This window comes from Streptomyces sp. NPDC060198, assembly GCF_042728415.1.
Classification (GTDB): domain Bacteria; phylum Actinomycetota; class Actinomycetes; order Streptomycetales; family Streptomycetaceae; genus Streptomyces.
This window is the reverse complement of the sequence record NZ_JBHWZJ010000105.1, coordinates 1-20,965: the sequence shown is the minus strand read 5'-3', so window position 1 is coordinate 20,965 and position 20,965 is coordinate 1. Positions and strand designations below refer to the sequence as shown.

The following is a 20,965-nucleotide window of genomic DNA, read 5'->3' as shown; positions in this document are numbered from 1 at the left end:
GTACACGGACACACCGTCCGCGTACCTCCCGGCCGCTCAAGCGTTCCCCGGCCGCCGCCGTGTGCCTACACCGGCACACCGACGGGGACGGTCAGCTCCGCCCGCAGCCGCTCCACCACCGGTTCCGGCAGCCGCAGCCCGCTGCGCACATAGCCGTCGAGCCCGCCCCACCGCTCCTCCACCGCGTCCAGCGCCACGTCGAGGTAGCGGGGCCGTGCCTCGATGACGGCGGAGGCGATGGCGGGATCGCCGCCCGCGTCGAGGAAGCGCTGCACCGAGGGGGCGAAGGCGAGGCGAACCGCGGGGTTCACCGCGAGGAACTCTGCCCGGACGGTCTCCCGGGAGGCCCCCAGGATCATCAGCAGTACCGCGGTGGCCCAGCCCGTGCGGTCCTTCCCCGCCGTGCAGTGAAAGAGCACCGGCCTGGCCGACGCGTCCGCCGCCGTCTCCAGGAAGGCACGATAGGCGGACGCGGCCCCCGGGGAGAGCACCATCTGGCGGTACGTCTGCGCGAAGACCTCCTCGGCCCTTCCCCCTCCCAGCGCCTCCTCCGCGGCGGCCGGATCGGCGAGCAGGGCCCTGAGCCGGGCGGGGGCGACACCGGGGTTGCCGCCCAGTACGTCGGCCACGAAGAGCCGGGCCCTCGGCGGCAGCCGGTCCGGGGCCCAGTGCCGTTCGTCGGCGGTCCGCAGGTCGACCACCGTTCGGACACCGAGCGCGACGACCGCCATGTCGTGCTCCGGATCGAGTTCGCTCAGCTGACCCGAGCGCAGGAGGATGCCCTGCCGCACCCGCTGGCCGTGACTCAGGGCGATGCCACCCAGATCCCGCAGGTTGACGACGGTGGTGGCCGGGACGGCCCGGGCGGTCTGCACGATGAACTGCCTCTTTCCCGACGTTTTGCGCATTTACGTATCAACGTCGCACGCCGGGGGCGATTCGACAACGGAGAAGGCCGGAACGGACCGGTCCGCCGACGACCGGGGCCCGGTGCCCGCCCCTCCCCCGACCCGGCTCCCGGCCCTGCCCGGGCACCGGCCGCATCGCCCGATCGAATGACGGGGCACGCGTCGGCCGACCGTAGGCCGCCGACCCGTCGGAGGGTGGCGGCCGGCGCCCCCGAGGGCGGAACCGGATCTCCATCCGCCACCCTCCACCCGGTCCGCCGGACCCCGCCGCCACGCCCTGCCGCCGCCCGCGACCACCCCGACCGTCCGGCGGCCGTCCACGGGTGCCCCGCGACACGCTCCGTGAGGGCGCGGACGCGCACCGGAGAGGGATAGGTCACAGCGGCTCCCTCTGCTGGTTCGCCACCGGGCTGCCCTAGCATCTGGGCATGACGGTCCTGCCTGCTGACGGGCTCCCCCTGGCCGCCGAGTTCGCTGACGCCTCCCCGGACCAGTGGCAGACCCTCGTCGAGGGCGTTCTGCGCAAGTCGGGCAAGGACGTCACGGGTGAGGCCGCACTGGAAGCCCTGTCCACGAAGCTGGAGGACGGGCTCACCACCCGCCCTCTGTACACCTCCCGGGACAGCGCGCCCGCGGCCGGGCTGCCCGGTTTCGCGCCTTTCACCCGGGGCGGCGGACCTGCCGGGAACGCGGCGGGCGGCTGGGACGTGCGGCAGCGCCACGCGCTGACCGACCCGGCCCGGCTCAACGAGGCCCTGCTCGCCGACCTGGAGAACGGCGTCACCTCGCTGTGGCTCGGTGTCGGCGGCCCCGGCGGCGTACCCGTCTCCGGCCTGGAGCGGGCGCTGGACGGCGTCCTCCTCGACCTGGCCCCGCTCACCCTCGACGCCGGGAACGACTCCGATGCGGCGGCGGAGCTGCTGCGGCTGTACGCGGACCGGGGTGTCGACCCGGAGGCCGTACGCGGCGGGCTCGGCATCGACCCGCTGGGCCGGTCGGCCCGTACGGGTGCCACGCCCGACCTCACCACGGCCGTCGAGTGGGCCGCCCGGTGCGCCGGGGAGTATCCGGGGCTGCGGGCGCTGAGCGTGGACGCGCTGCCCTACCACGAGGCCGGTGGCGGCGCCGCCCAGGAACTTGGCCTCTCGCTCGCCACCGGGGTGGCGTACCTCCGGGCGCTGACCGCCGCCGGGCTGTCCGTCGAGGCGGCCTGCTCGCAGCTGGAGTTCCGCTACGCGGCGACCGCCGACCAGTTCCTGACGATCGCCAAGCTGCGGGCCGCGCGCCGGCTGTGGGCGCGGGTCGCTCAGGCCTGCGGGGCGCCCGGCGCGGGCGCGCAGCGGCAGCACGCGGTGACCTCGTCGGTGATGATGACGCGGCGCGACCCCTGGGTGAACATGCTCCGCACCACGCTCGCCTGTCTGGGTGCCGGGGTCGGTGGCGCGGACGCGGTGACCGTCCTCCCCTTCGACGAGGCGCTCGGGCTGCCGGACGCCTTCGCCCGGCGGATCGCCCGGAACACCTCCACCATCCTGATGGAGGAGTCGCATCTGGCCCGGGTCGTCGACCCGGCGGGCGGCTCCTGGTACGTGGAGCGCCTCACCGAGGAGCTGGCCGTCGCCGCCTGGGCGTTCTTCCAGGAGATCGAGGCCGCGGGCGGCCAGGAGGCGGCCGCCGCCTCGGGTCTGGTCGCCGAACGGCTCGCGGCGGCCTGGGAGAAGCGCTCCCGCGACCTGGCGCGCCGCAAGGAGCCTGTGACGGGGGTCAGCGAGTTCCCGCACCTGGCCGAACCGCCGGTGGAACGCCAGGCGGCGCCCCCTGCGCCGTCCGGAGGTCTGCCGAAGGTCCGCCGCGACGAGGCGTTCGAGGCGCTGCGGAGCCGGTCGGACGCCCATCTGGCAGCGACCGGTGCCCGCCCGAGGATCTTCCTGGCGGCCCTCGGTCCGGCGTCGGCGCACACCGCCCGTGCCTCCTTCGCCGCCAACCTCTTCCAGGCCGGCGGCATCGAGACGATCCACCGGCCGGCGACCGTGGACGCCGCCACGGTCGCGGACGCTTTCGCCGCGTCCGGTGCGTCGATCGCCTGCCTCTGCTCGTCGGACGCGGTGTACGAGCAGGAGGCGGCCCCGGTCGCCGCGGCGCTCGTGGCCGCCGGGGCGGGCCGGGTGCTGCTCGCCGGCCGCCCCGCCGAGGTGGACGGGGTCGACGCCTACGTCTTCGCGGGCTGCGACGCCGTCGCCGTGCTCTCCTTCGAACTCGACCGACTGGGAGTGGCGTGATGCAGAACCCCGTGAACCCCGAAGCCGCAGGCACGTCCGGGGCAGCCGCGAGCCCTGTACCGGACTTCTCCGCGGTGCCCCTGGACGGGGACACTCCTCCGGCGCCCTCGGCCGACCGCTGGCGGGCCGCGGTGAAGGAGTCGACCGGCAGTTCGGTGGACGACCTGCTGTGGGAGACCCCCGAGGGCATCACCGTCAAGCCGCTGTACACGGAGGCCGATCTGGAGGGCGTCGACTTCCTCGACACCTTCCCGGGCATCGCCCCGTACCTGCGAGGCCCCTACCCGACGATGTACGTCAACCAGCCGTGGACGATCCGTCAGTACGCGGGGTTCTCCACGGCCGAGGAGTCCAACGCCTTCTACCGGCGCAACCTCGCGGCCGGTCAGAAGGGGCTCTCCGTCGCCTTCGACCTGCCCACGCACCGGGGGTACGACAGCGACCATCCCCGGGTGACGGGTGATGTCGGCATGGCGGGCGTGGCGATCGACTCGATCCTCGACATGCGCCAGTTGTTCGACGGCATCCCGCTGGACCGGATGTCCGTGTCGATGACGATGAACGGCGCGGTGCTCCCGGTGCTGGCGCTGTACATCGTGGCCGCCGAGGAGCAGGGCGTGCCGCCGGAGAAGCTGGCCGGGACCATCCAGAACGACATCCTCAAGGAGTTCATGGTCCGCAACACGTACATCTATCCGCCGGGCCCCTCGATGCGGATCATCTCGGACATCTTCGCGTACACCTCGCGGAAGATGCCGCGTTACAACTCGATCTCCATCTCCGGCTACCACATCCAGGAGGCCGGAGCCACGGCCGACCTGGAGCTGGCGTACACCCTGGCGGACGGGGTGGAGTACCTGCGGGCCGGCCGGGACGCCGGTCTGGACGTGGACGCGTTCGCGCCCCGGCTGTCGTTCTTCTGGGCGATCGGCATGAACTTCTTCATGGAGATCGCCAAGCTGAGGGCGGCCCGGCTGCTCTGGGCCAAGCTGGTCAAGGAGTTCGAGCCGAAGAACCCCAAGTCCCTCTCCCTGCGCACCCATTCGCAGACCTCCGGCTGGTCGCTCACCGCTCAGGACGTGTTCAACAACGTCACCCGCACCTGCGTGGAGGCGATGGCCGCCACCCAGGGACACACCCAGTCCCTGCACACCAACGCGCTGGACGAGGCACTCGCGCTGCCCACCGACTTCTCGGCGCGCATCGCCCGCAACACGCAGCTGCTCCTCCAGCAGGAGTCCGGCACCGGACGGGTCATCGACCCGTGGGGCGGCAGCGCGTACGTGGAGAAGCTCACCCACGACCTGGCACGGCGGGCCTGGCAGCACATCGAAGAGGTCGAGGCGGCCGGCGGCATGGCGAAGGCCATCGACGCGGGCATCCCCAAGCTCCGGATCGAGGAGGCCGCCGCCCGGACCCAGGCGCGCATCGACTCGGGCCGCCAGCCCGTCATCGGCGTCAACAAGTACCGCGTCGCCACCGACGAGAAGATCGACGTCCGCTCGGTCGACAACTCCTCCGTACGCACCCAGCAGATCGAGAAACTGCGGCGGCTTCGGGCGGAGCGCGACGAGAACGCCTGCCAGGACGCGCTGCGCGCGCTGACCGAGGCGGCCGGGCGCGCCCCGGGCCCCGAGTTGGAGGACAACCTGCTGGCCTTGGCGGTGGACGCGGCCCGCGCCATGGCCACGGTCGGCGAGATCTCGGACGCGCTGGAGAAGGTGTACGGACGCCACGCCGGCCAGATCCGTACGATCTCCGGGGTGTACCGCAAAGAGGCAGGAGAGTCCCCGTCGGTGGACCGCACCCGCGCACTGGTCGACGCCTTCGAGGAGGCGGAGGGCCGCCGCCCGCGCATCCTGGTCGCGAAGATGGGCCAAGACGGCCACGACCGGGGCCAGAAGGTGATCGCGTCGGCCTTCGCCGACCTGGGCTTCGACGTGGACGTCGGCCCGCTGTTCCAGACACCCGCCGAAGTGGCGCGCCAGGCGGTCGAGGCGGACGTGCACGTCGTGGGCGTCTCGTCGCTGGCCGCGGGGCACCTCACGCTCGTTCCCGCGCTGCGGGAGGAGCTGGCGGCCGAGGGGCGCGAGGACATCATGATCGTGGTGGGCGGGGTGATCCCGCCGCAGGACGTCGAGGCCCTGCACGAGGCGGGCGCCGCCTCGGTCTTCCCGCCGGGCACGGTCATCCCGGACGCCGCGTACGACCTGGTGCGGCGGCTCGGTACGGCGCTCGGCCACGAGCTGTGAGCCGCTGAACCGATGGCCCCGACGATCGACATCGAGAGTTACGCGAAGGGGGTACTCGACGGGAAGCGCGCGTTCGTCGCGCGCGCGATCACCCTCGTCGAGTCCTCCCGCCCCGACCACCGGGTGCTCGCCCAGCAGTTGCTGAGCAGACTGCTGCCGCACGCGGGCCGGGCCCGGCGGGTCGGGATCAGCGGGGTGCCGGGGGTCGGCAAGTCGACTTTCATCGACGCGCTCGGCACTCTGCTCACGGGGCTGGGGCACCGGGTCGCGGTGCTCGCCGTGGACCCGTCGTCCACCCGTACCGGCGGCTCCATCCTGGGCGACAAGACCCGGATGGAGCGCCTCGCGGTGGACCCGCACGCGTTCGTCCGCCCCTCGCCCTCGGCGGGAACGCTGGGCGGGGTGGCGAAGGCGACCCGGGAATCCATGGTGGTGATGGAGGCGGCGGGTTACGACGTGGTGCTGGTGGAGACGGTCGGGGTCGGCCAGTCGGAGACCGCGGTGGCCCGCATGGTCGACACCTTCCTGCTGCTCACCCTGGCGCGTACGGGCGACCAGCTCCAGGGCATCAAGAAGGGCGTCCTGGAGCTGGCGGACGTCATCACGGTGAACAAGGCGGACGGCCCGCACGAGCGCGAGGCCCGCTCGGCCGCACGCGAACTGGCGGGCGCCCTGCGGCTGATGCACCCCGCCGACGCGGCATGGACCCCGCCGGTCCTGACCTGCAGCGCCCGCGAGGCGACGGGCCTGGACACGGTGTGGGAGAGCCTGGAGCAGCACCGCACCCTGCTGGAATCGACGGGGCGCCTGGCTGCGAAGCGGAGCGAGCAGCAGGTGGACTGGACGTGGAGCATGGTCCGGGACGAGCTGCTGGAGAGCCTGCGTTCCCACCCGGACGTACGGGCGCGCGCGCCGGAGCTGGAACGGCGGGTGCGCGAGGGCGGCCTGACGGCGACACTGGCCGCCGAGGAGATCCTCGCGGCGTTCCGGGGCGGTCCCGGGCGCGGGTGACGGCGGTCGGAAAGCCCGGACGCGGCGGGCCCCGACGGTCGTGCGGGTCAACCGCCGGAGCCGGCCGCCGCGCGGACATCAACCGCTGGCGGCTCCGGCGCCGTGGGATTCCCTCCGCCGTTGCCGGGGCCCCCACACCTTCTCCCGTGTAACGGGAACCGGAATCGAGAACGCTGTTCCCTGCGACCGCTCACCGTGGTAATATCCGAAAAAGCACTCGTGCAGGTCCCCATCGGGACGCCGGTGCCGATTCTCTTCACAGCTGTCGCACCTGTCGATTCACGACCCGCGATTCAGCTCATTCCCGAAGCAACTCGCAGCCTTCCTGTTCCCGTACCCGTCGAACCGGCCCGTTCCGCCCGTGACACACGGCGTGGCGCGATCTCCGCTCGCCGCTCCACGGGATGCCGGGCCGCGCGGCGCACGTCGAGGCGCGAACACCGCCTCCGGGGCCGCCCGCACCGGGCTCGCACACTCTTCCGTCCCCGAAAGGACATCCCTGTGACCACCACACTCGAACGCCCCGTATCCGCCCGGCACGTGCCCGTCGCCGCCGCCGGTGTCCTCGACACCCCGGAGAGCGGCCACGGCATGCTGCGCGGACCGCACGGGCATCCCGCCCCCGGAGACGTCCGCGTCCCGGCCGCGCTGATCAGCCGGCACGGGCTGCGCAAGGGCGACTTCGTCCAGGGCGGCTGCGACCGGCCGGGCGCGCTCACCGTCGTCGACCGTGTCAACGGGCTGCCCCCGCAGGCCCTCCGCCCACGCCCGCACTTCCACGAACTGACGCCGCTGCACCCCCGGGACCGGCTGCGGCTGGAGACGCGTACGGGCGGTCCGGCGCCCCGCCTCGTCGACCTGATCGCGCCGGTCGGCAAGGGGCAGCGCGGTCTGATCGTCGCTCCGCCGAAGACCGGTAAGACGGTACTGCTCCAGCAACTGGCGGCAGCCGTCGCGACGAACCATCCGGAGTGCCATCTCATGGTGGTGCTGCTCGACGAACGCCCCGAAGAGGTCACGGACATGCGCCGGTCGGTGCGCGGCGACGTGCTCGCCTCCACGTTCGACCGTCCGGCGAAGGAGCACATCGCCCTGGCCAACCTCGCCGTGGAGCGCGGCAAGCGGCTCGTGGAGCAGGGGCAGGACGTCGTCATCCTCCTCGACTCGCTCACCCGGCTCTGCCGGGCCCACAACAACGCGGCGGGCCCCGGCGGGCGCACGCTGAGCGGCGGCGTCGACGCGGCGGCGCTCCAAGGCCCGAAGAAGCTGTTCGGCGCGGCGCGGCTGACCGAGGAGGGCGGCTCGTTGACCATCCTGGCGACAGCCCTGGTGGAGACCGGATCGCGCGCGGACGACTTCTTCTTCGAGGAGCTCAAGGGCACCGGCAACATGGAGCTCCGCCTGGACCGCGCCCTGGCCGACCGTCGAATCTTCCCTGCGGTCGACATCGCCCCGTCCGGCACCCGACGGGAGGAACTATTGCTCTCCGAAGCTGAGCTGACGGCGATGCGCGGACTGCGGCGCGCCCTGCACGGCCGGGACAGCAAGGCCGCGCTCGAAGCCGTACTGGACAAGGTCCGTAAGACGCCCGACAACGCGGCCTTCCTGCGCCAGGTGCACCAGACGGTGCCCGGCGCCTGAACGCGGCACCGCGTGAACGCCCTCAGGGCCTCCGCCGCCCCGGGGCGGCTCAGGAGCTCCGGCGTAACAGCGTGACCGTCATGGTCTTGATCGTGGTCGCCAGTTTCTCCGGCCCACGAGGGGCCTCGGTCAACGGCGGCGCCTTCACGGCGGGCGTGGTTCCTTCTCGCGCTGACGGCGATTCACATCGGCAGCGGCCCGACCGGGACACCGTCCGGCGAGCCCGCATCACCACGTTCGGCCGGGGCAACTGGATCTGAGCGCCCTTTCACCCCCGCCCGCGCGTCGGAGCCGGACGACAGGGGCAGGATGGGCCCTCCGGTACACCACTCCCCCGCAGGAGGCACCACATGACCCACCGTTCCGCCGTCGCCCTGGCCGGCCTGCTGGCCGGTGCGGGAGCGCTGCACCTCGCGGCGCCCCGTCCCTTCGACTCGCTCGTACCGAGCGCTCTGCCGGGAACCCCGCGCACCTGGACGTACGCGAGCGCCGGCGTCGAACTCGCCCTCGCGGCGGGCGTTCTCGCCCCGCGTACCCGTCGTACAGCCGCCCTCGGGGCCGCCGCGTTCTTCGTGGCCGTGCTCCCCGGCAACGTGAAGATGGCGGCCGACTGGCGCCACCGCCCCGCACCGCAACGCGCTCTGGCCTACGCGCGCGTGCCGCTCCAGGTACCCCTGGTGCTGTGGGCCCGCCGGGTAGCCCGGCAGGCGTGACCCGCCCGTACGGGCACCACCACCGTGCGCGGCCGTCGTGTTGCACCACACGCCCCAGCTGTCATGCCGTCACCTGGGCGAGGAACGCGGTGATGTTCGCCGAGGTCCGCTGGATCTTCTCCTCCAGCGTGAGCGACTCGCGCAGCCGGGCGCCGGGGCCCGCGTCCTTCTTGCCCCGGACGTACAGGGAGCAAGCGAGGTCGCTGCAGAGGTAGGCGCCCACCGAGTTGCCCTGTGCTCCCGCCTTGCCTGCCTTCGGGGCGACCATCAGGGAGACGCCGCCCGAGTGCGTGGTCAGGCACATGGAGCACATGCTCCGCCGCTGCCGGCCGGCCACCGCGCCGGAGGAGCGCAGCACGACGGCCTTGGGGCGGCCCTCAGATTCCACGACGAGGTAGGCGCGGTCGGGCGCCTGGGGGTCGCGCCAGCCGAGGAAGTCCAGATCGGCCCACTCGCGGTCCGCGAGGTCGCGCGGAACGGCCAGACGCTTCGCCTCGCCCTTGCTGCAGTTCACGAAGGCGGCGCGGATCTCTTGTTCAGTCAGCGGATTCATGAACGCTATGCTAATTTGCCTAAATCTTGTAGGCAAATGAATAAAGCGATCAGGCAGAGGAGGGGGAGGTCATGGCACGCGCGGGACTCACCGCGGAGAGACTGGTCCGGGCAGGGGCGGAGATGGCCGACACCGCCGGCTTTGACCAGGTGACCCTTTCCGCGCTCGCCCGGCAGTTCGACGTCAAGGTCGCGAGCCTCTACTCGCACCTGAAGAACTCCCAGGAGCTGAGGACGCGGATCGCCCTGCTCGCGCTGGAGGAGATGGCCGACCGGGCAGCCGCCGCCCTGGCGGGTCGCGCCGGACGGGACGCGCTGACCGCCTTCGCCGACGTCTACCGCGACTACGCACGCGAGCACCCGGGCCGTTACGCGGCGGCACAGCTCAGGCTGGACCCGGAGACGGCTGCCGCGAGCGCGGGACCCCGGCACTCGAGGATGACACGGGCCATCCTGCGGGGCTACGACCTGGCGGAACCGGACCAGACGCACGCCGTCCGCCTCCTGGGCAGCGTGTTCCACGGATACGTCAGCCTGGAGGCGGCCGGCGGCTTCAGCCACTCCGCCCCCGACTCGCAGGAGAGCTGGACCTGGGCCCTCGACCAGCTCGACGCGCTCCTGAGGAACTGGACCGCTCACTGAGCCCGGCACCCACCATCCGCCGTCCGGCACCTGCCGCCGGGCACCTGCCTTCGTCCGACACCTGCCATCCGCCATCCGACCGACGGGCTGAGCACCATGAGCACTCGACCGAGCACCCCGCACCGCTGGACCACCACGCCGCTGACCGCCGCGCTCCTGCGGGGCGCCCTCGATCTGGAACGCACCGCGCACGGCGTACTCCCGCACCGGCTGCCCGCATGGGCCCGCGCCCAGTACCCCGACCCTCAGCTGGCCTCGGCCGAGTCCCAGCCCTCCGGTGTCCGGCTGGCCTTCCGTACGCGGGCGACCGCCCTGGAGCTGGACACCCTGCCCACCAAGCGGGCCTACGCGGGTGCGCCGCCACGCCCGGACGGCGTGTACGACCTGCTCGTCGACGGCCGCCCTGCGGGCCGGGCCATCGCGTCCACCGGAAACACCGTGATCGTCGACATGGTCACCGGGTCGGCCGAGCACCGGCCGGGGCCGGTCGCCACGATCCGGTTCGCCGATCTGCCCGAGGGCGACAAGGACATCGAGATCTGGCTGCCGCACAACGAGACCACCGAACTCGTCGCGCTGCGCACCGACGCCCCCGTCGAACCCGCACCGGACCGGGGGCGCCCGGTGTGGCTGCACCACGGGAGCTCGATCAGCCACGGTTCCGACGCCGCGAGCCCCAGTGCCATCTGGCCCGCGCTCGCCGCGCGTCTCGGTGGAGCGGAGCTGATCAACCTGGGGCTGGCCGGCAGCGCCCTGCTCGACCCCTTCACCGCTCGCGCGCTGCGGGACACCCCGGCCGACCTGATCAGCCTGAAAATCGGCATCAACCTGGTCAACACCGACGCGATGCGGCTGCGCGCCTTCACCCCCGCCGTCCACGGCTTCCTCGACACGATCCGCGAGGGCCACCCCACCACCCCGCTGCTTCTGGTCTCACCGATCCTGTGCCCGATACACGAGGACACTCCGGGCCCCAGCGCACCGGATCTCTCCCAACTGAGCACGGGCCGATTGAAGTTCGTCGCCCTGGGCGACGCGGCCGAGACCGCGGGCGGGAAGCTGACGCTGAACGTCGTGCGCGAGGAGCTGGCCCGAATCGTCGAACAGCGCTCCGCCGACGATCCGCATCTGCACCACCTCGACGGCCGCGCGCTCTACGGCCCGGCCGACGCGGAGGAGCTGCCGCTGCCGGACCAGCTGCACCCGGACGCCGCGACCCACCGCCTGATGGGCGAGCGCTTCGCCGCGCTCGCCTTCGCGGCGGACGGCCCGTTCACGGCCACCTGCGTCTGAGGGGACGGCGCCCCGTCACATGGTGACCGGGCGCCGTCCCGACCCGACCGGCCTCGGCTCGGGCGCTCGCCGGGACGGGAACGTGCGCGACAGCGCCTGCTCAGTAGCGATGGTCGGGCCGGTGCGGGTCCTCCCGGCGGGCAGGGCCGGTGAGTGCGGCGAGCGGTATCCGGTGGAGCGGTTCCTCGGAGGCACCCTGGGCACGAAGCCGTGCGGGGGCGTGGCGGACCAACCAGGCGGCGAGTTCGGCGCACAGGGCGTCCTCGTCCTCCCACGTGTGCCAGGGAAGTTCGTCACCCCGGAGGGAGTACTCCCAGCGGGCGGCCGCGTCGGCCAGGTGACGGGTGGCGACGTGGTCCTCGTGCGCCTCCCAGGCGCCGAGCCAGGGGCCGAGCGCGGCGGATGCCTCGGTGCACAGGGCCAGGACCTCGTGCGCGGGGACGGTGGGGTCCGGTTCGGCCAGGGTGCGGGACCACCAGGCGTGCAGGAACTCCCCCACCGCCTCACCCCTGATCCGTCGGCCACCGCTGCCGGTCGCCGCGGGCGAACGGGCGTCCGACCTCGTCCATCCCGAACATGGGTTCCACACGGCCGCTGACCAGCGCCCTGGCGAACTGAGGCAGAATCCGGCGCAGCACCGCGCCGTGGTCACTCCAGTCGGGAGCGTCCCAGGTGCGGTGCAGGAGGTCCGGATCGAGCGGCAGGTCCGGGACCTTCAATCGCGCGAGCGGTGGCGGAACACACGTGTACGGCCGGTCCCGCCGAACCGGGACCGGCCGCGCACGCGGGAGGGGTCAGCCCGCGGCGCCCAGGACGGTCGAAACGAGGGCCTTGGCCTCGTCCTGGACCAGGCTCAGGTGGTCGGGGCCCTGGAAGCTCTCCGCGTACACCTTGTACACGTCCTCGGTGCCGGAGGGCCGGGCGGCGAACCAGGCGCTGTCGGTGCAGACCTTGAGGCCGCCGATGGCCGCGCCGTTGCCCGGCGCCTCGGTGAGGACGGCGGTGATGGCCTCGCCCGCGAGGGTGTCGGCCGTGACCTGCTCGGGCGAGAGCTTGGCGAGTACGGCCTTCTCCTGGCGGGTCGCCGGGGCGTCGATGCGCGCGTAGGCGGGGGCGCCGAAGCGGGTGGTGAGCTCGGCGTAGTGCTGGGAGGGGGTGGAGCCGGTGACGGCGGTGATCTCGGAGGCCAGCAGGGCGAGCAGGATGCCGTCCTTGTCGGTGGTCCACACCTGGCCGTCGCGCCGCAGGAACGAGGCACCGGCCGACTCCTCGCCGCCGAAGCCGAGGCTGCCGTCGAACAGGCCGTCCACGAACCACTTGAAGCCGACCGGGACCTCCACCAGCGTGCGGCCGAGGTCGGCGGCGACCCGGTCGATCATCGAGGAGGAGACGAGCGTCTTGCCGATGCCGGTCCCGGCGGGCCAGCCGTCGCGGTGGGTGTAGAGGTACTGGATGGCGACGGCCAGGTAGTGGTTGGGGTTCATCAGCCCGCCGTCCGGGGTGACGATGCCGTGCCGGTCGGCGTCGGCGTCGTTGCCGGTGGAGATGGCGTACGCGTCGCGCTGGGCGATGAGCGAGGCCATGGCGTACGGCGAGGAGCAGTCCATCCGGATCTTGCCGTCCCAGTCCAGCGTCATGAAGCGCCAGGTCGGGTCGGCGAGCGGATTGACCACCGTGAGGTCGATGCGGTGGGTTTCCGCGATACGGCCCCAGTAGCCGACGGACGCGCCGCCGAGCGGGTCGGCTCCGATCCGGATGCCCGCGTCGCGGATCGCGTCCAGGTTCAGTACGGACGGCAGGTCGTCGACGTACCCGCCGAGGAAGTCGTGGCGTCCCGTCGTCCCTGCGGCCAGCGCGCGGGCGTACGGGACGCGGCGCACCTCCTTGAGCCCGCCCGCGATCAGTTCGTTGGCGCGGTCCTGGATCCAGGAGGTGGCGTCCGAGCCGGCCGGTCCGCCGTTGGGCGGGTTGTACTTGAACCCGCCGTCGGCGGGCGGGTTGTGCGACGGGGTGACGACGATCCCGTCGGCCAGTCCCTCGGTCCGGCCGCGGTTGTACGTCAGGATCGCGTGCGAGACCGCCGGGGTCGGGGTGTAGCCGTCCTCGGAGTCGATGAGGACGGTGGCGCCGTTCGCGGCGAGCACCTCCAGGGCGGTGACCCGGGCCGGCTCCGACAGGGCGTGGGTGTCCGCGCCGAGGAAGAGCGGCCCGTCCGTGCCCTGTCGGGTGCGGTACTCGCAGATCGCCTGGGTGGTGGCGGCGATGTGGTCCTCGTTGAACGCGGTCGCGAGCGAGGAGCCGCGGTGTCCCGACGTGCCGAAGGCCACCCGCTGGCCGGGTTCGGCCGGGTCGGGGTGGAGGGCGTAATAGGCCGTCACCAGCCGTGCCACGTCGACCAGGTCGTCTGACTGTGCGGGTTTGCCGGCCCGTGCGTGCACCATCGGTTCTCCTCGTTCGTGGGTGGTGGTCGTCGGTCCGTCGGGACCGGGCCACCACCCGGGGGGACGATCACCACGATTTGTACCCGATCCTGTCCCCTCCCTCCCGCACTGGCGTCCGGTTTCCGTCGCGGGCGAACGCGGCGTTTCTCACGTCCGCTCCCCCGCCGGAGCCTCCAGACGCAGCTCCGTACCCGGCCACCGGGACCTGAGCCACCGGTCGTGGCTGGCGACGACGACGGTCCCGGGGCCGGTGCCGAGTGCTTCCTCCAACTCGTCGGCGAGCCGGGGCGAGAGGTGGTTGGTCGGCTCGTCGAGCAGCAGCAGCTCGGGCGGGTCCGCGACGAGCAGGGCGAGGGCGAGCCTGCGGCGCTGACCGGCCGACAGTTCGTCGACCCTGCTGTCGAGATCCCGCGCGGCGAAGAGCCCGAGCCCGGCGAGGGGGACGCGTTCGGCCCGTTCCTCGCCGAGCCCGAGAGCGTACGTCTGCGCGACGGTGCGGCGGGGGTGCTCGAACACCGTGTCCTGGGCCAGCAGTCCGGCCCGGAGCCCCTCCCGGCGGCACACCCGGCCGGTGGGAGCCACCAGTCCGCCCGCCAGGATCGCGAGGAGCGTCGACTTGCCCGCGCCGTTCGGTCCGGTGACCAGCAGGCGGTGGCCGGGGTGGAGGTCCAGGCGCTCCAGGGTGAGGCGGCCGGGCACCCGGACGTCCCGGAGGGTGAGCAGCGGGGCGTCGTCGGCAGGGTCCGCGGACTCGGCGGGTTCCGGTTCCGGCGTCCGGAAGCGCAGCGGCTCGGGCGGGGCGGGGACGCGCTGCCGCTCCAGTTCGCCGAGCCGGCGGGCGGCGTTGCGCACCCGGCGGGCGATCTGGTTCTGGACGCGGCCCCCGGCGTGGCCGTATCCCATCTTCTCGTTGTCGCGCGGACCCCGGTCCGGGGCGACCCGGTGGGCGGTGACCTCCACCGCGCCGCGCAGGTCGGCGAGTTCCTTCTCCTCCTCCTCGAAGCGGCGCTGCCAGCTCTCCCGGGCGGCCCGCCTCTGGTCCTGGTAGGCGGTGTAGCCGCCGCCGTGGTGGACCGGCCCCCGCACGGCGGGATCGAGGTCGATCAGGTCCGTGCAGACGGCGTCGAGGAAGGCCCGGTCGTGCCCCGCCACCACGACGGCTCCGGGCATCTCGCACAGCCGCCGCTCCAGGAACGCGGCGGCCTCGTCGTCCAGATGGTTGGTGGGTTCGTCGAGGAGGAGCGCGGTGGGCAGGCGGATGAGCAGCGCGGCCAGGGCAAGCCGTCCCCGCTGCCCGCCGGACAGGGATTCGAGGGTGCGTTCGTGGGACAGGGCGCCGAGGCCGAGGCCGTCGAGCACGAGCCCGGCGCGCCGGTCGGCGTCCCAGACCTCGTGCTCCTCGGCCTCCTCCAGGCATTGGGCGTACCGGGCGAGGAGGCCGCGGTGGGCGGGCGTGCCCTCGGGTGCGGCGGCGATCTCCCGGGAGAGCAGGTCGAGCCGGGCGAGGCCGGCGCGGGACTCCGCGAGGGCGTCGTCGAGCACGTCGGTGATGCTCGCCCCGCCCTCGTACGGCATCTCCTGGTGGAGGTAACCGAGTCCGGCGGGGCGGACGACGGTACCGGAGTCGGGTGCGTCCACCCCTGCGAGGATCCTCAGCAGGGTGGACTTGCCGGCGCCGTTCTCCCCGATCAGGCCGATGCGGCGGCCGGGGGCGGCGGTGAGGGAGACTCCGTCGAGCACCCGGCGCCTTCCCAGAGTACGGACGAGGTCGCGGGCGAGCAGGGCGGGTCGGCTCATGAGGGACCACCTGGGTTCGGTCGGTTGCGGCGCCCGCCGGGCGGGGCCTCGGGCGCGGACGGGTCGGCGGAGATCGCCGGGTCCGGGGGAACGCCGGGGTCAGTCGTCGCCGGGCGCTTCCGCCTCCGTGAGCCGTCCGTCGGCCAGGTGGAGCCGACGGTCGATCCCGATCTCCGCGAGGAAGCGCTCGTCGTGGCTGACCACCACGAAGGCTCCCTGGTAGGCGTTGAGCGCGCTCTCCAACTGGCCGACGCTGACCAGGTCGAGATTGTTGGTGGGTTCGTCCAGCAGCAGGAGCTGCGGGGCGGGTTCGGCGTAGAGGACGCACGCGAGGGTGGCGCGCAGCCGCTCACCGCCGGAGAGCGCCGCCACCGGAAGATGCGCGCGCGAGCCCCTGAAGAGGAAGCGCGCCAGCAGCGTCATCCGTTCCGCCTCCGGCAGCGCGGGCGCGAACGCCGCGAAGTTCTCGGCGACGGTGCGTGCGGAGTCGAGCAGGTCGAGGCGCTGGGAGAGGTACGCGATGCGGCCGTCGGTCTGCCGGAGGGTGGTGCTCTCCGGCTCGTGTTCGCCCTGGACGATCCGCAACAGGGTCGACTTCCCTGCCCCGTTGGAGCCGGTGAGCGCGATCCGCTCGGGGCCACGGATCTCCAGGTGCACCCCTTCCCCGGCGAACAGTTCGCGGTCGCCGCGGCGGACCCGTACCCCGTCGCCGAGGAAGACGGTCCGCCCGGCGGGGACGCGGGTCCCTGGCAGTTCCAGGGTGATCCGCTGGTCGTCACGGAGCGCTCGGCCGGCCTCGTCGAGCCGGGCCCGGGCGTCACCGACGCGGGCGGCGTGCGTGCCGTCCGCCTTGGCCGCCGACACCTGGGCGCTGCGCTTCAGTCCACCTGCCACGATCTTGGGCAGCCCGGCGTTCTTGATGGTGCGGGCGGCGTTGCTCGACCGGCGCTGGGCGCGTTCACGCGCCTGCTGCATCTCCCGCTTCTCCCGCTTCACCTCCTGCTCCGCGCTGCGGACGTTCTTCTCGGCGACCTCCCGCTCGGCGCGCACCATCTCCTCGTAGGAGGTGAAGTTCCCTCCGTGGAAGCGGACTTCGCCCCGGTCGAGCTCGGCGATGCGGTCCATCCGGTCGAGCAGTCCCCGGTCGTGACTGACCAGGAGCAGGCAGCCGTTCCACTCCTCGATCACGGCGTAGAGCTTCTTCCGTGCGTCCAGGTCGAGGTTGTTGCTCGGCTCGTCCAGGAGGAGGACGTCGGGGCGTTTGAGGAGCTGCGCCGCGATCCCGAGCGAGACGATCCGCCCGCCGCTGAGGGTGTCCAGAGGCTGTGTCAGGGTGACGTCTTCGAGACCGAGGCGGTCGAGTTGCGCCCGGGTGCGCTCCTCGACGTCCCAGTCGTCCCCGACCGCGGCGAAGTGCTCCTCGCCGGTGTCGCCGGATTCGATGGCGTCGAGCGCGCTGATCACGGGGGCGACGCCGAGCACCTCGGCCACGGTGAGACCGTCGGTGAGCGGCAGGTCCTGCGGGAGGTGGCCGAGTGTTCCGCTCATGGAGACGGAGCCGGTGGTCGGCTTGTACTCACCGGTGATCAGCTTGAGCAGGGTGCTCTTGCCCGCACCGTTCGGCGCGACGAGTCCGGTGCGGCCGGCGCCGACGGTGAAGGAGAGGCCCTGGAAGACGGGTGTGCCGTCGGGCCAGGAGAAGAAGAGGTTCGAGCAGGTGAGGAACGCTGCGGACATGGAGACGTCCTTGTGACGTGATGCGGGCGCGCGTCGGAAGCGGTCGCCCGGCGGCGAACAGGGGTGGGGATACGACAACGGGAGCCATCACAGCGGCGCTGACACGCGCCGACCGGTGGCCGATCACCTTCGGGTGTCACCCGGAGATGTCGTCGTCACCCTTCACAGCTGCTCTCCTTCATCGATGATCACATCACTGATCACGTGTCCATCACGATAACAGCCCCCTCGGGACGCCGCCGGGAATTATCGGCGGACCCGGGAGAGGGCCCCCACGCCTCGGGCCGTCTCAGCAGGTCACGGCTTCGGCCAGCGGCTCCGAGGCTTCGGTGGCCCGGGCCGCCCGGCGTCCGGCCATCCGGCACCCGAGGCACTCCGGATGCCCCGCACGGGCCCCGGTGTCACGTACGCGCCAGCTCCACTCCCTCTCGGGCCGGGGGCCGCCCGGCTTGCCCCAGCCCGCCAGATGCAGCAGCCAGGTGGCGACGCCCGCCGCGACGGTCACCGCCGCGGCCAGCACCACGCCGAGCGGGGAGGCCGCGCAGACGGCAACTCCGGCTCCGGCGGCGCCGACGACGGCGAGGGCCGTTCCGGTCCAGCCGGCCAGAGTGTGACCGAGGTCGACATCACCGTGTGCGCTCATCGCTTCTCCACTCCGGGAAAATGGCGGCAGCAGGCTCCGAGGAGACATTTCATCTCACGAGCTAAGTAACTTAGATGCTAAGGAGAATGCTCGTGGAGGGCAAGCCCCGTCCTGCGGCCTCGACCGAGCAGGCACTGCAGCGCATGGACCGGTTCGTCGCGCTGAGCCTCGTGGGCCAGAGCGACGTCGCCCAGTCGCTGGGGCTCAACGTCACGGACCTGACCTGCCTGGGGCACATCCTCGGGGCGGGCCCGGACGCCCTGACCGCGGGCGATCTCGCCGAACGGGCCGACCTCACGACCGGGGCCATCACCGGAGTCCTCAACCGGCTGGAACGCGCGGGCTTCGCCCGTCGACAGTCCGACCCCGGGGACCGCCGCAGGGTCCGGATCGTCGCCGACGAGTCCGCGACAGCACGGGTCGTCGCGGTGTACGAACCCTTCTACCGGCGGCTGACGGCCCTCTTCGCCGACTACTCCGCCGAGGAGACGGCGGTACTGGCCGACTGGTTCACCCGCGCCGCGGAGGAGATGCGCGCCCACCTCGACGAGCTGAGAGGCTGAGTGGGGCCCCGTCCGCCCAGCGTGGGCACGCCGCAAGCCCACCCGGGTCCGGGTCAACGACGGCGACGGCGACAGCGTTCCAGGGTCGGGCGGCCCGCCACGGGGACTTCGCGACCGTCGACGACGCGGCGCCCGCACCGTGTTCGGCCACCACGAGAGCGACCTGCCCTGTGCCACTCCCCCGCACGGCCACGAGGGCCGATCCAGGTGGCGGATCGGCCCTCGTGGCCCTCGACGCGAGCCGGGCGCGCGGAACGCGGGAAGGACTCGGTCTAAAGCTGCGGGTAGATGTCCCCGCTACTCATTCCGGACTGCTGCTCGCTGCGGTCCCGCATCTTGCGGGCCTTCTCCGTGAGGCGCTGCCGCTCGTCGGGGTCCTTGGCCTGCTCGGCCGCCTCGCTCAGTTGCCGTGCCTTCTCCCGCATCTGCTGGGCCAGCTTGGCGGGTTCGTCCGCTCCGCTCATCACCACTCCTCGTCCGCTGGGCATCCGACGCTCCCAGCGAAGCAGCAGGACGGGACCGACGCATCTCGGCGGCCTGGTGGGGACGGTCTTCCGCCCGGCCACCTCGGCCCGCCCGGCCACCCGCTACTCCTCGGCGGCCTCCGCGGTCCCGGCCGCTTCGGCGCGGGCAAGCCTGCCGGCGGTGTAGTCCGCCACCGCCGCCTCCAGACCGATGTCGTGCTGGGCCCGCTCGGAGAGGAACCACCGGTGCTCCAGCAGCTCGTGGTAGAGCTCGGCGGGGTCCATGGAGCCCCGCAGGTCGAGCGGGACGGCACGGACCGTGGGCCTGAACTGGTCGCGGACCCAGCGGTGCGCCAAGACCTCGGTACGCGCCCCGAGCGGGTCACCGGGGGCGTAGTCGTCCTGGGTGGCCATCCAGCTCTCCAGGTCGTTGAGGAGCCGCCGCGCCTGGTTCTCCTCGGTGTCGAGGCCGGTCAGCCGCAACAACTGGCGCTGGTGGTGGCCGGCGTCGACGACCTTGGGCACGAAGGTGACGGTGTCGCCGTCCGGGGAGTTGACGATCTGCATCTCGGCCACGTCGAAGCCCATGTCGTTGAGCCGGCGCACGCGTCGCTCGATGTAGTGGTACTTGCCCGCCGGGTAGACCGAGGTACGGGTCAGCTCCTGCCACAGCGCGGCGTACCGGCGGGAGATCTCGGCGCCGAACGCGATCGGGTCCACCGAGGGGTGGAGTGCTCCCGCGGCCTCCAGGTCGAGCATCTCGCCGCTGATGTTGACGCGTGCGAGGTCGATGTCGTACTCCCGCTGGCCGTCGCTGAGCCGCTCGTGGGTCTCGCCGGTCTCGGCGTCCACGAGATAGGCGGCGTAGGCGCCCGCGTCACGCCGGAAGAGGGTGTTCGAGAGCGAGCAGTCGCCCCACGCGAATCCGACGAGGTGCAGCCGGACGAGCAGGACCGCGAGGGCGTCCATCAGCCGGTGCACGGTGGACGGGCGCATCGTGGTCTCGAACATCGAGCGGTAGGGCAGGGAGCCGTTGAGGTGCCGGGTGATCAGTACGGGCTCCAGCGCCTCCCCGTCCGTCCCGGCCCGTCCGGTGACCACGGCGAGGGGGTCGACCGCGGGTATCCCGAGCCGGTCGAGCGTACGGAGCTGGTCGTACTCGCGTACGGCCGGGCGTTCGGCGAGTTCCTTGACGGCGATCACGTCCGCCCCGGCGCGGGCGTAGCGCACCACATGGCGGGAGATGCCGCGCGGCAGCGGCACGAGGTACTTCTCCGGCCACTCCTCCAGCGGCAGGTGCCACGGCAGCTCCAGAAGGAGTGCGGGGTGTTCCGGGTTGGTGGCGCTGATCTGCAAAGCCATGGCTCGCCTCGCTCGAACGGGTGACGGGCCACCAGTGTGCGGGACGCCGCCGTACGGGCCGGGGGGCGGGGTGGTGAGGGGCGGTCCCCCGGCCCGTCCTGCCGCTCCCCTACCCCTCCCCGGGCGCGGTGCCCGGGCGTGCGGTGTGATCGGGACGGCCCCGAGTCCGGCGGGCCTCCTTCAGCTCCGCCTCGTACAGGTGGGTCCGCCCTGCCGCGAGTTCGCCGGTCAGACGCCGCTCGATCGCGGCGAATGGGCGGTAGTAGGTGCGGTCGTACGCCTCGACGATCTGGAACGTCCAGTGGCCCGGGATGACGTTGCGGCCCACGATCTCCCGCTCGACCAGGTCCGCCGCCCGGTCGTGGCCGGCCTCGCGCAGGCGCCGAACCGCCTCGTCGAGCTGGAAGTCGGCGCCGCCGGTGAGCTGGTGGAACGTGTAGAGGGCGCCTCGGGCACGCTCGGTGGTCTCCAGCGCCTCGGAGAGGGCGCCCAGCGCACGGACGGTCTCCTCGCTCACCCCCTCGGGCCGGGTGTGGGCGGTGTCGGGGCGGTCGGCGTGTTCTTCGCTCATGCCCGGTACCTGCCCGCCCCCGGGCCCCGCACGAGGCTCGGGGCGCCCCGGCCACCCGACCGGGCGACGCGGCCCCGTACGTCCCACGCCCCGCGC

General features: G+C 72.8%; 19 protein-coding genes. 8 read left to right on the top strand and 11 right to left on the bottom strand.

Annotated elements, in window-relative coordinates; genetic code table 11:
- Positions 1 to 65: 65 nt before the first annotated feature.
- Positions 66 to 875 carry a tyrosine-protein phosphatase gene (locus ACFWEP_RS15790; protein ID WP_328723369.1) on the bottom strand — a complete coding sequence of 270 codons (810 nt, stop codon included), beginning with the start codon at positions 873 to 875 and terminating at the stop codon, positions 66 to 68.
- Positions 876 to 1,336: 461 nt separating this feature from the next.
- Between ACFWEP_RS15790 and ACFWEP_RS15785 the strand changes: the two genes are divergently transcribed.
- The 5 genes from ACFWEP_RS15785 (at position 1,337) to ACFWEP_RS15765 (ending at position 8,804) form a co-directional block, all read left to right on the top strand.
- Complete coding sequence (locus ACFWEP_RS15785) at positions 1,337 to 3,187, top strand: methylmalonyl-CoA mutase family protein (protein WP_387370525.1); 1,851 nt, start codon at positions 1,337 to 1,339, stop codon at positions 3,185 to 3,187.
- Positions 3,187 to 5,439, top strand: coding sequence for a methylmalonyl-CoA mutase (gene scpA, locus ACFWEP_RS15780; RefSeq protein WP_387370523.1), 2,253 nt, complete (start codon positions 3,187 to 3,189; stop codon positions 5,437 to 5,439). Before ACFWEP_RS15785 ends, scpA begins: the two co-directional genes overlap by 1 nt.
- A gap of 12 nt (positions 5,440 to 5,451) precedes the next feature.
- Positions 5,452 to 6,450, top strand: coding sequence for a methylmalonyl Co-A mutase-associated GTPase MeaB (gene meaB, locus ACFWEP_RS15775; RefSeq protein ID WP_387370521.1), 999 nt, complete (start codon positions 5,452 to 5,454; stop codon positions 6,448 to 6,450).
- 501 nt (positions 6,451 to 6,951) lie between these two features.
- The gene (rho, locus tag ACFWEP_RS15770) at positions 6,952 to 8,091 is read left to right on the top strand and encodes a transcription termination factor Rho (protein WP_387370519.1); all 1,140 of its coding nucleotides are present in this window, start codon (positions 6,952 to 6,954) and stop codon (positions 8,089 to 8,091) included.
- A 350-nt stretch (positions 8,092 to 8,441) separates the two neighbouring features.
- The gene (locus ACFWEP_RS15765; protein ID WP_387370517.1) at positions 8,442 to 8,804 is read left to right on the top strand and encodes a hypothetical protein; all 363 of its coding nucleotides are present in this window, start codon (positions 8,442 to 8,444) and stop codon (positions 8,802 to 8,804) included.
- 61 nt (positions 8,805 to 8,865) lie between these two features.
- On the opposite strand, the gene ACFWEP_RS15760 is transcribed toward ACFWEP_RS15765, so the two are convergent.
- On the bottom strand, positions 8,866 to 9,357 hold the full coding sequence (locus ACFWEP_RS15760; protein ID WP_387370515.1) for an FBP domain-containing protein: 492 nt from the start codon (positions 9,355 to 9,357) through the stop codon (positions 8,866 to 8,868).
- Between the two features lie 71 nt (positions 9,358 to 9,428).
- Here ACFWEP_RS15760 and ACFWEP_RS15755 point away from each other — a divergent pair, with 71 nt between their 5' ends.
- Positions 9,429 to 9,998 carry a TetR/AcrR family transcriptional regulator gene (locus tag ACFWEP_RS15755; protein ID WP_387370513.1) on the top strand — a complete coding sequence of 190 codons (570 nt, stop codon included), beginning with the start codon at positions 9,429 to 9,431 and terminating at the stop codon, positions 9,996 to 9,998.
- A gap of 96 nt (positions 9,999 to 10,094) precedes the next feature.
- Positions 10,095 to 11,291 (top strand): GDSL-type esterase/lipase family protein, encoded by a 1,197-nt coding sequence (locus ACFWEP_RS15750; protein ID WP_387370511.1) that lies wholly within the window; start codon positions 10,095 to 10,097, stop codon positions 11,289 to 11,291.
- Positions 11,292 to 11,391: 100 nt separating this feature from the next.
- On the opposite strand, the gene ACFWEP_RS15745 is transcribed toward ACFWEP_RS15750, so the two are convergent.
- From ACFWEP_RS15745 to ACFWEP_RS15720, 6 genes are all read right to left on the bottom strand, one after another.
- Complete coding sequence (locus tag ACFWEP_RS15745) at positions 11,392 to 11,790, bottom strand: hypothetical protein (protein ID WP_387370509.1); 399 nt, start codon at positions 11,788 to 11,790, stop codon at positions 11,392 to 11,394.
- A gap of 4 nt (positions 11,791 to 11,794) precedes the next feature.
- Entirely contained in the window at positions 11,795 to 12,010 is a 216-nt protein-coding gene (locus ACFWEP_RS15740; RefSeq protein WP_387370507.1) for a hypothetical protein, read from the bottom strand.
- Between the two features lie 75 nt (positions 12,011 to 12,085).
- The gene (pgm, locus tag ACFWEP_RS15735; RefSeq protein WP_387370505.1) at positions 12,086 to 13,732 is read right to left on the bottom strand and encodes a phosphoglucomutase (alpha-D-glucose-1,6-bisphosphate-dependent); all 1,647 of its coding nucleotides are present in this window, start codon (positions 13,730 to 13,732) and stop codon (positions 12,086 to 12,088) included.
- 147 nt (positions 13,733 to 13,879) lie between these two features.
- The gene (locus ACFWEP_RS15730) at positions 13,880 to 15,529 is read right to left on the bottom strand and encodes an ABC-F family ATP-binding cassette domain-containing protein (protein ID WP_387370503.1); all 1,650 of its coding nucleotides are present in this window, start codon (positions 15,527 to 15,529) and stop codon (positions 13,880 to 13,882) included.
- 99 nt (positions 15,530 to 15,628) lie between these two features.
- Positions 15,629 to 17,266 (bottom strand): ABC-F family ATP-binding cassette domain-containing protein, encoded by a 1,638-nt coding sequence (locus tag ACFWEP_RS15725; protein WP_387370501.1) that lies wholly within the window; start codon positions 17,264 to 17,266, stop codon positions 15,629 to 15,631.
- Positions 17,267 to 17,555: 289 nt separating this feature from the next.
- Positions 17,556 to 17,909 (bottom strand): HGxxPAAW family protein, encoded by a 354-nt coding sequence (locus ACFWEP_RS15720; protein WP_387370499.1) that lies wholly within the window; start codon positions 17,907 to 17,909, stop codon positions 17,556 to 17,558.
- Between the two features lie 92 nt (positions 17,910 to 18,001).
- Between ACFWEP_RS15720 and ACFWEP_RS15715 the strand changes: the two genes are divergently transcribed.
- Positions 18,002 to 18,472, top strand: coding sequence for a MarR family transcriptional regulator (locus ACFWEP_RS15715; protein ID WP_387370497.1), 471 nt, complete (start codon positions 18,002 to 18,004; stop codon positions 18,470 to 18,472).
- Between the two features lie 272 nt (positions 18,473 to 18,744).
- On the opposite strand, the gene ACFWEP_RS15710 is transcribed toward ACFWEP_RS15715, so the two are convergent.
- The 3 genes from ACFWEP_RS15710 to ACFWEP_RS15700 form a co-directional block, all read right to left on the bottom strand.
- Entirely contained in the window at positions 18,745 to 18,936 is a 192-nt protein-coding gene (locus ACFWEP_RS15710; protein ID WP_387370495.1) for a DUF6381 family protein, read from the bottom strand.
- A 123-nt stretch (positions 18,937 to 19,059) separates the two neighbouring features.
- On the bottom strand, positions 19,060 to 20,298 hold the full coding sequence (locus ACFWEP_RS15705) for a DUF4032 domain-containing protein (protein ID WP_387370493.1): 1,239 nt from the start codon (positions 20,296 to 20,298) through the stop codon (positions 19,060 to 19,062).
- Between the two features lie 109 nt (positions 20,299 to 20,407).
- Complete coding sequence (locus tag ACFWEP_RS15700) at positions 20,408 to 20,869, bottom strand: hypothetical protein (RefSeq protein ID WP_387370491.1); 462 nt, start codon at positions 20,867 to 20,869, stop codon at positions 20,408 to 20,410.
- Positions 20,870 to 20,965: the final 96 nt, after the last annotated feature.

Coding starts and splice junctions, on each gene's coding strand:
- ACFWEP_RS15710 (WP_387370495.1), bottom strand. CDS start 18,936: ATGAGCGGAGCGGACGAACCCGCCAAGCTGGCCCAGCAGATGCGGGAG.
- scpA (WP_387370523.1), top strand. CDS start 3,187: ATGCAGAACCCCGTGAACCCCGAAGCCGCAGGCACGTCCGGGGCAGCC.
- ACFWEP_RS15705 (WP_387370493.1), bottom strand. CDS start 20,298: ATGGCTTTGCAGATCAGCGCCACCAACCCGGAACACCCCGCACTCCTT.
- pgm (WP_387370505.1), bottom strand. CDS start 13,732: ATGGTGCACGCACGGGCCGGCAAACCCGCACAGTCAGACGACCTGGTC.
- ACFWEP_RS15720 (WP_387370499.1), bottom strand. CDS start 17,909: ATGAGCGCACACGGTGATGTCGACCTCGGTCACACTCTGGCCGGCTGG.
- ACFWEP_RS15785 (WP_387370525.1), top strand. CDS start 1,337: ATGACGGTCCTGCCTGCTGACGGGCTCCCCCTGGCCGCCGAGTTCGCT.
- ACFWEP_RS15760 (WP_387370515.1), bottom strand. CDS start 9,357: ATGAATCCGCTGACTGAACAAGAGATCCGCGCCGCCTTCGTGAACTGC.
- ACFWEP_RS15725 (WP_387370501.1), bottom strand. CDS start 17,266: ATGTCCGCAGCGTTCCTCACCTGCTCGAACCTCTTCTTCTCCTGGCCC.
- ACFWEP_RS15700 (WP_387370491.1), bottom strand. CDS start 20,869: ATGAGCGAAGAACACGCCGACCGCCCCGACACCGCCCACACCCGGCCC.
- ACFWEP_RS15755 (WP_387370513.1), top strand. CDS start 9,429: ATGGCACGCGCGGGACTCACCGCGGAGAGACTGGTCCGGGCAGGGGCG.
- meaB (WP_387370521.1), top strand. CDS start 5,452: ATGGCCCCGACGATCGACATCGAGAGTTACGCGAAGGGGGTACTCGAC.
- ACFWEP_RS15765 (WP_387370517.1), top strand. CDS start 8,442: ATGACCCACCGTTCCGCCGTCGCCCTGGCCGGCCTGCTGGCCGGTGCG.
- ACFWEP_RS15750 (WP_387370511.1), top strand. CDS start 10,095: ATGAGCACTCGACCGAGCACCCCGCACCGCTGGACCACCACGCCGCTG.
- ACFWEP_RS15730 (WP_387370503.1), bottom strand. CDS start 15,529: ATGAGCCGACCCGCCCTGCTCGCCCGCGACCTCGTCCGTACTCTGGGA.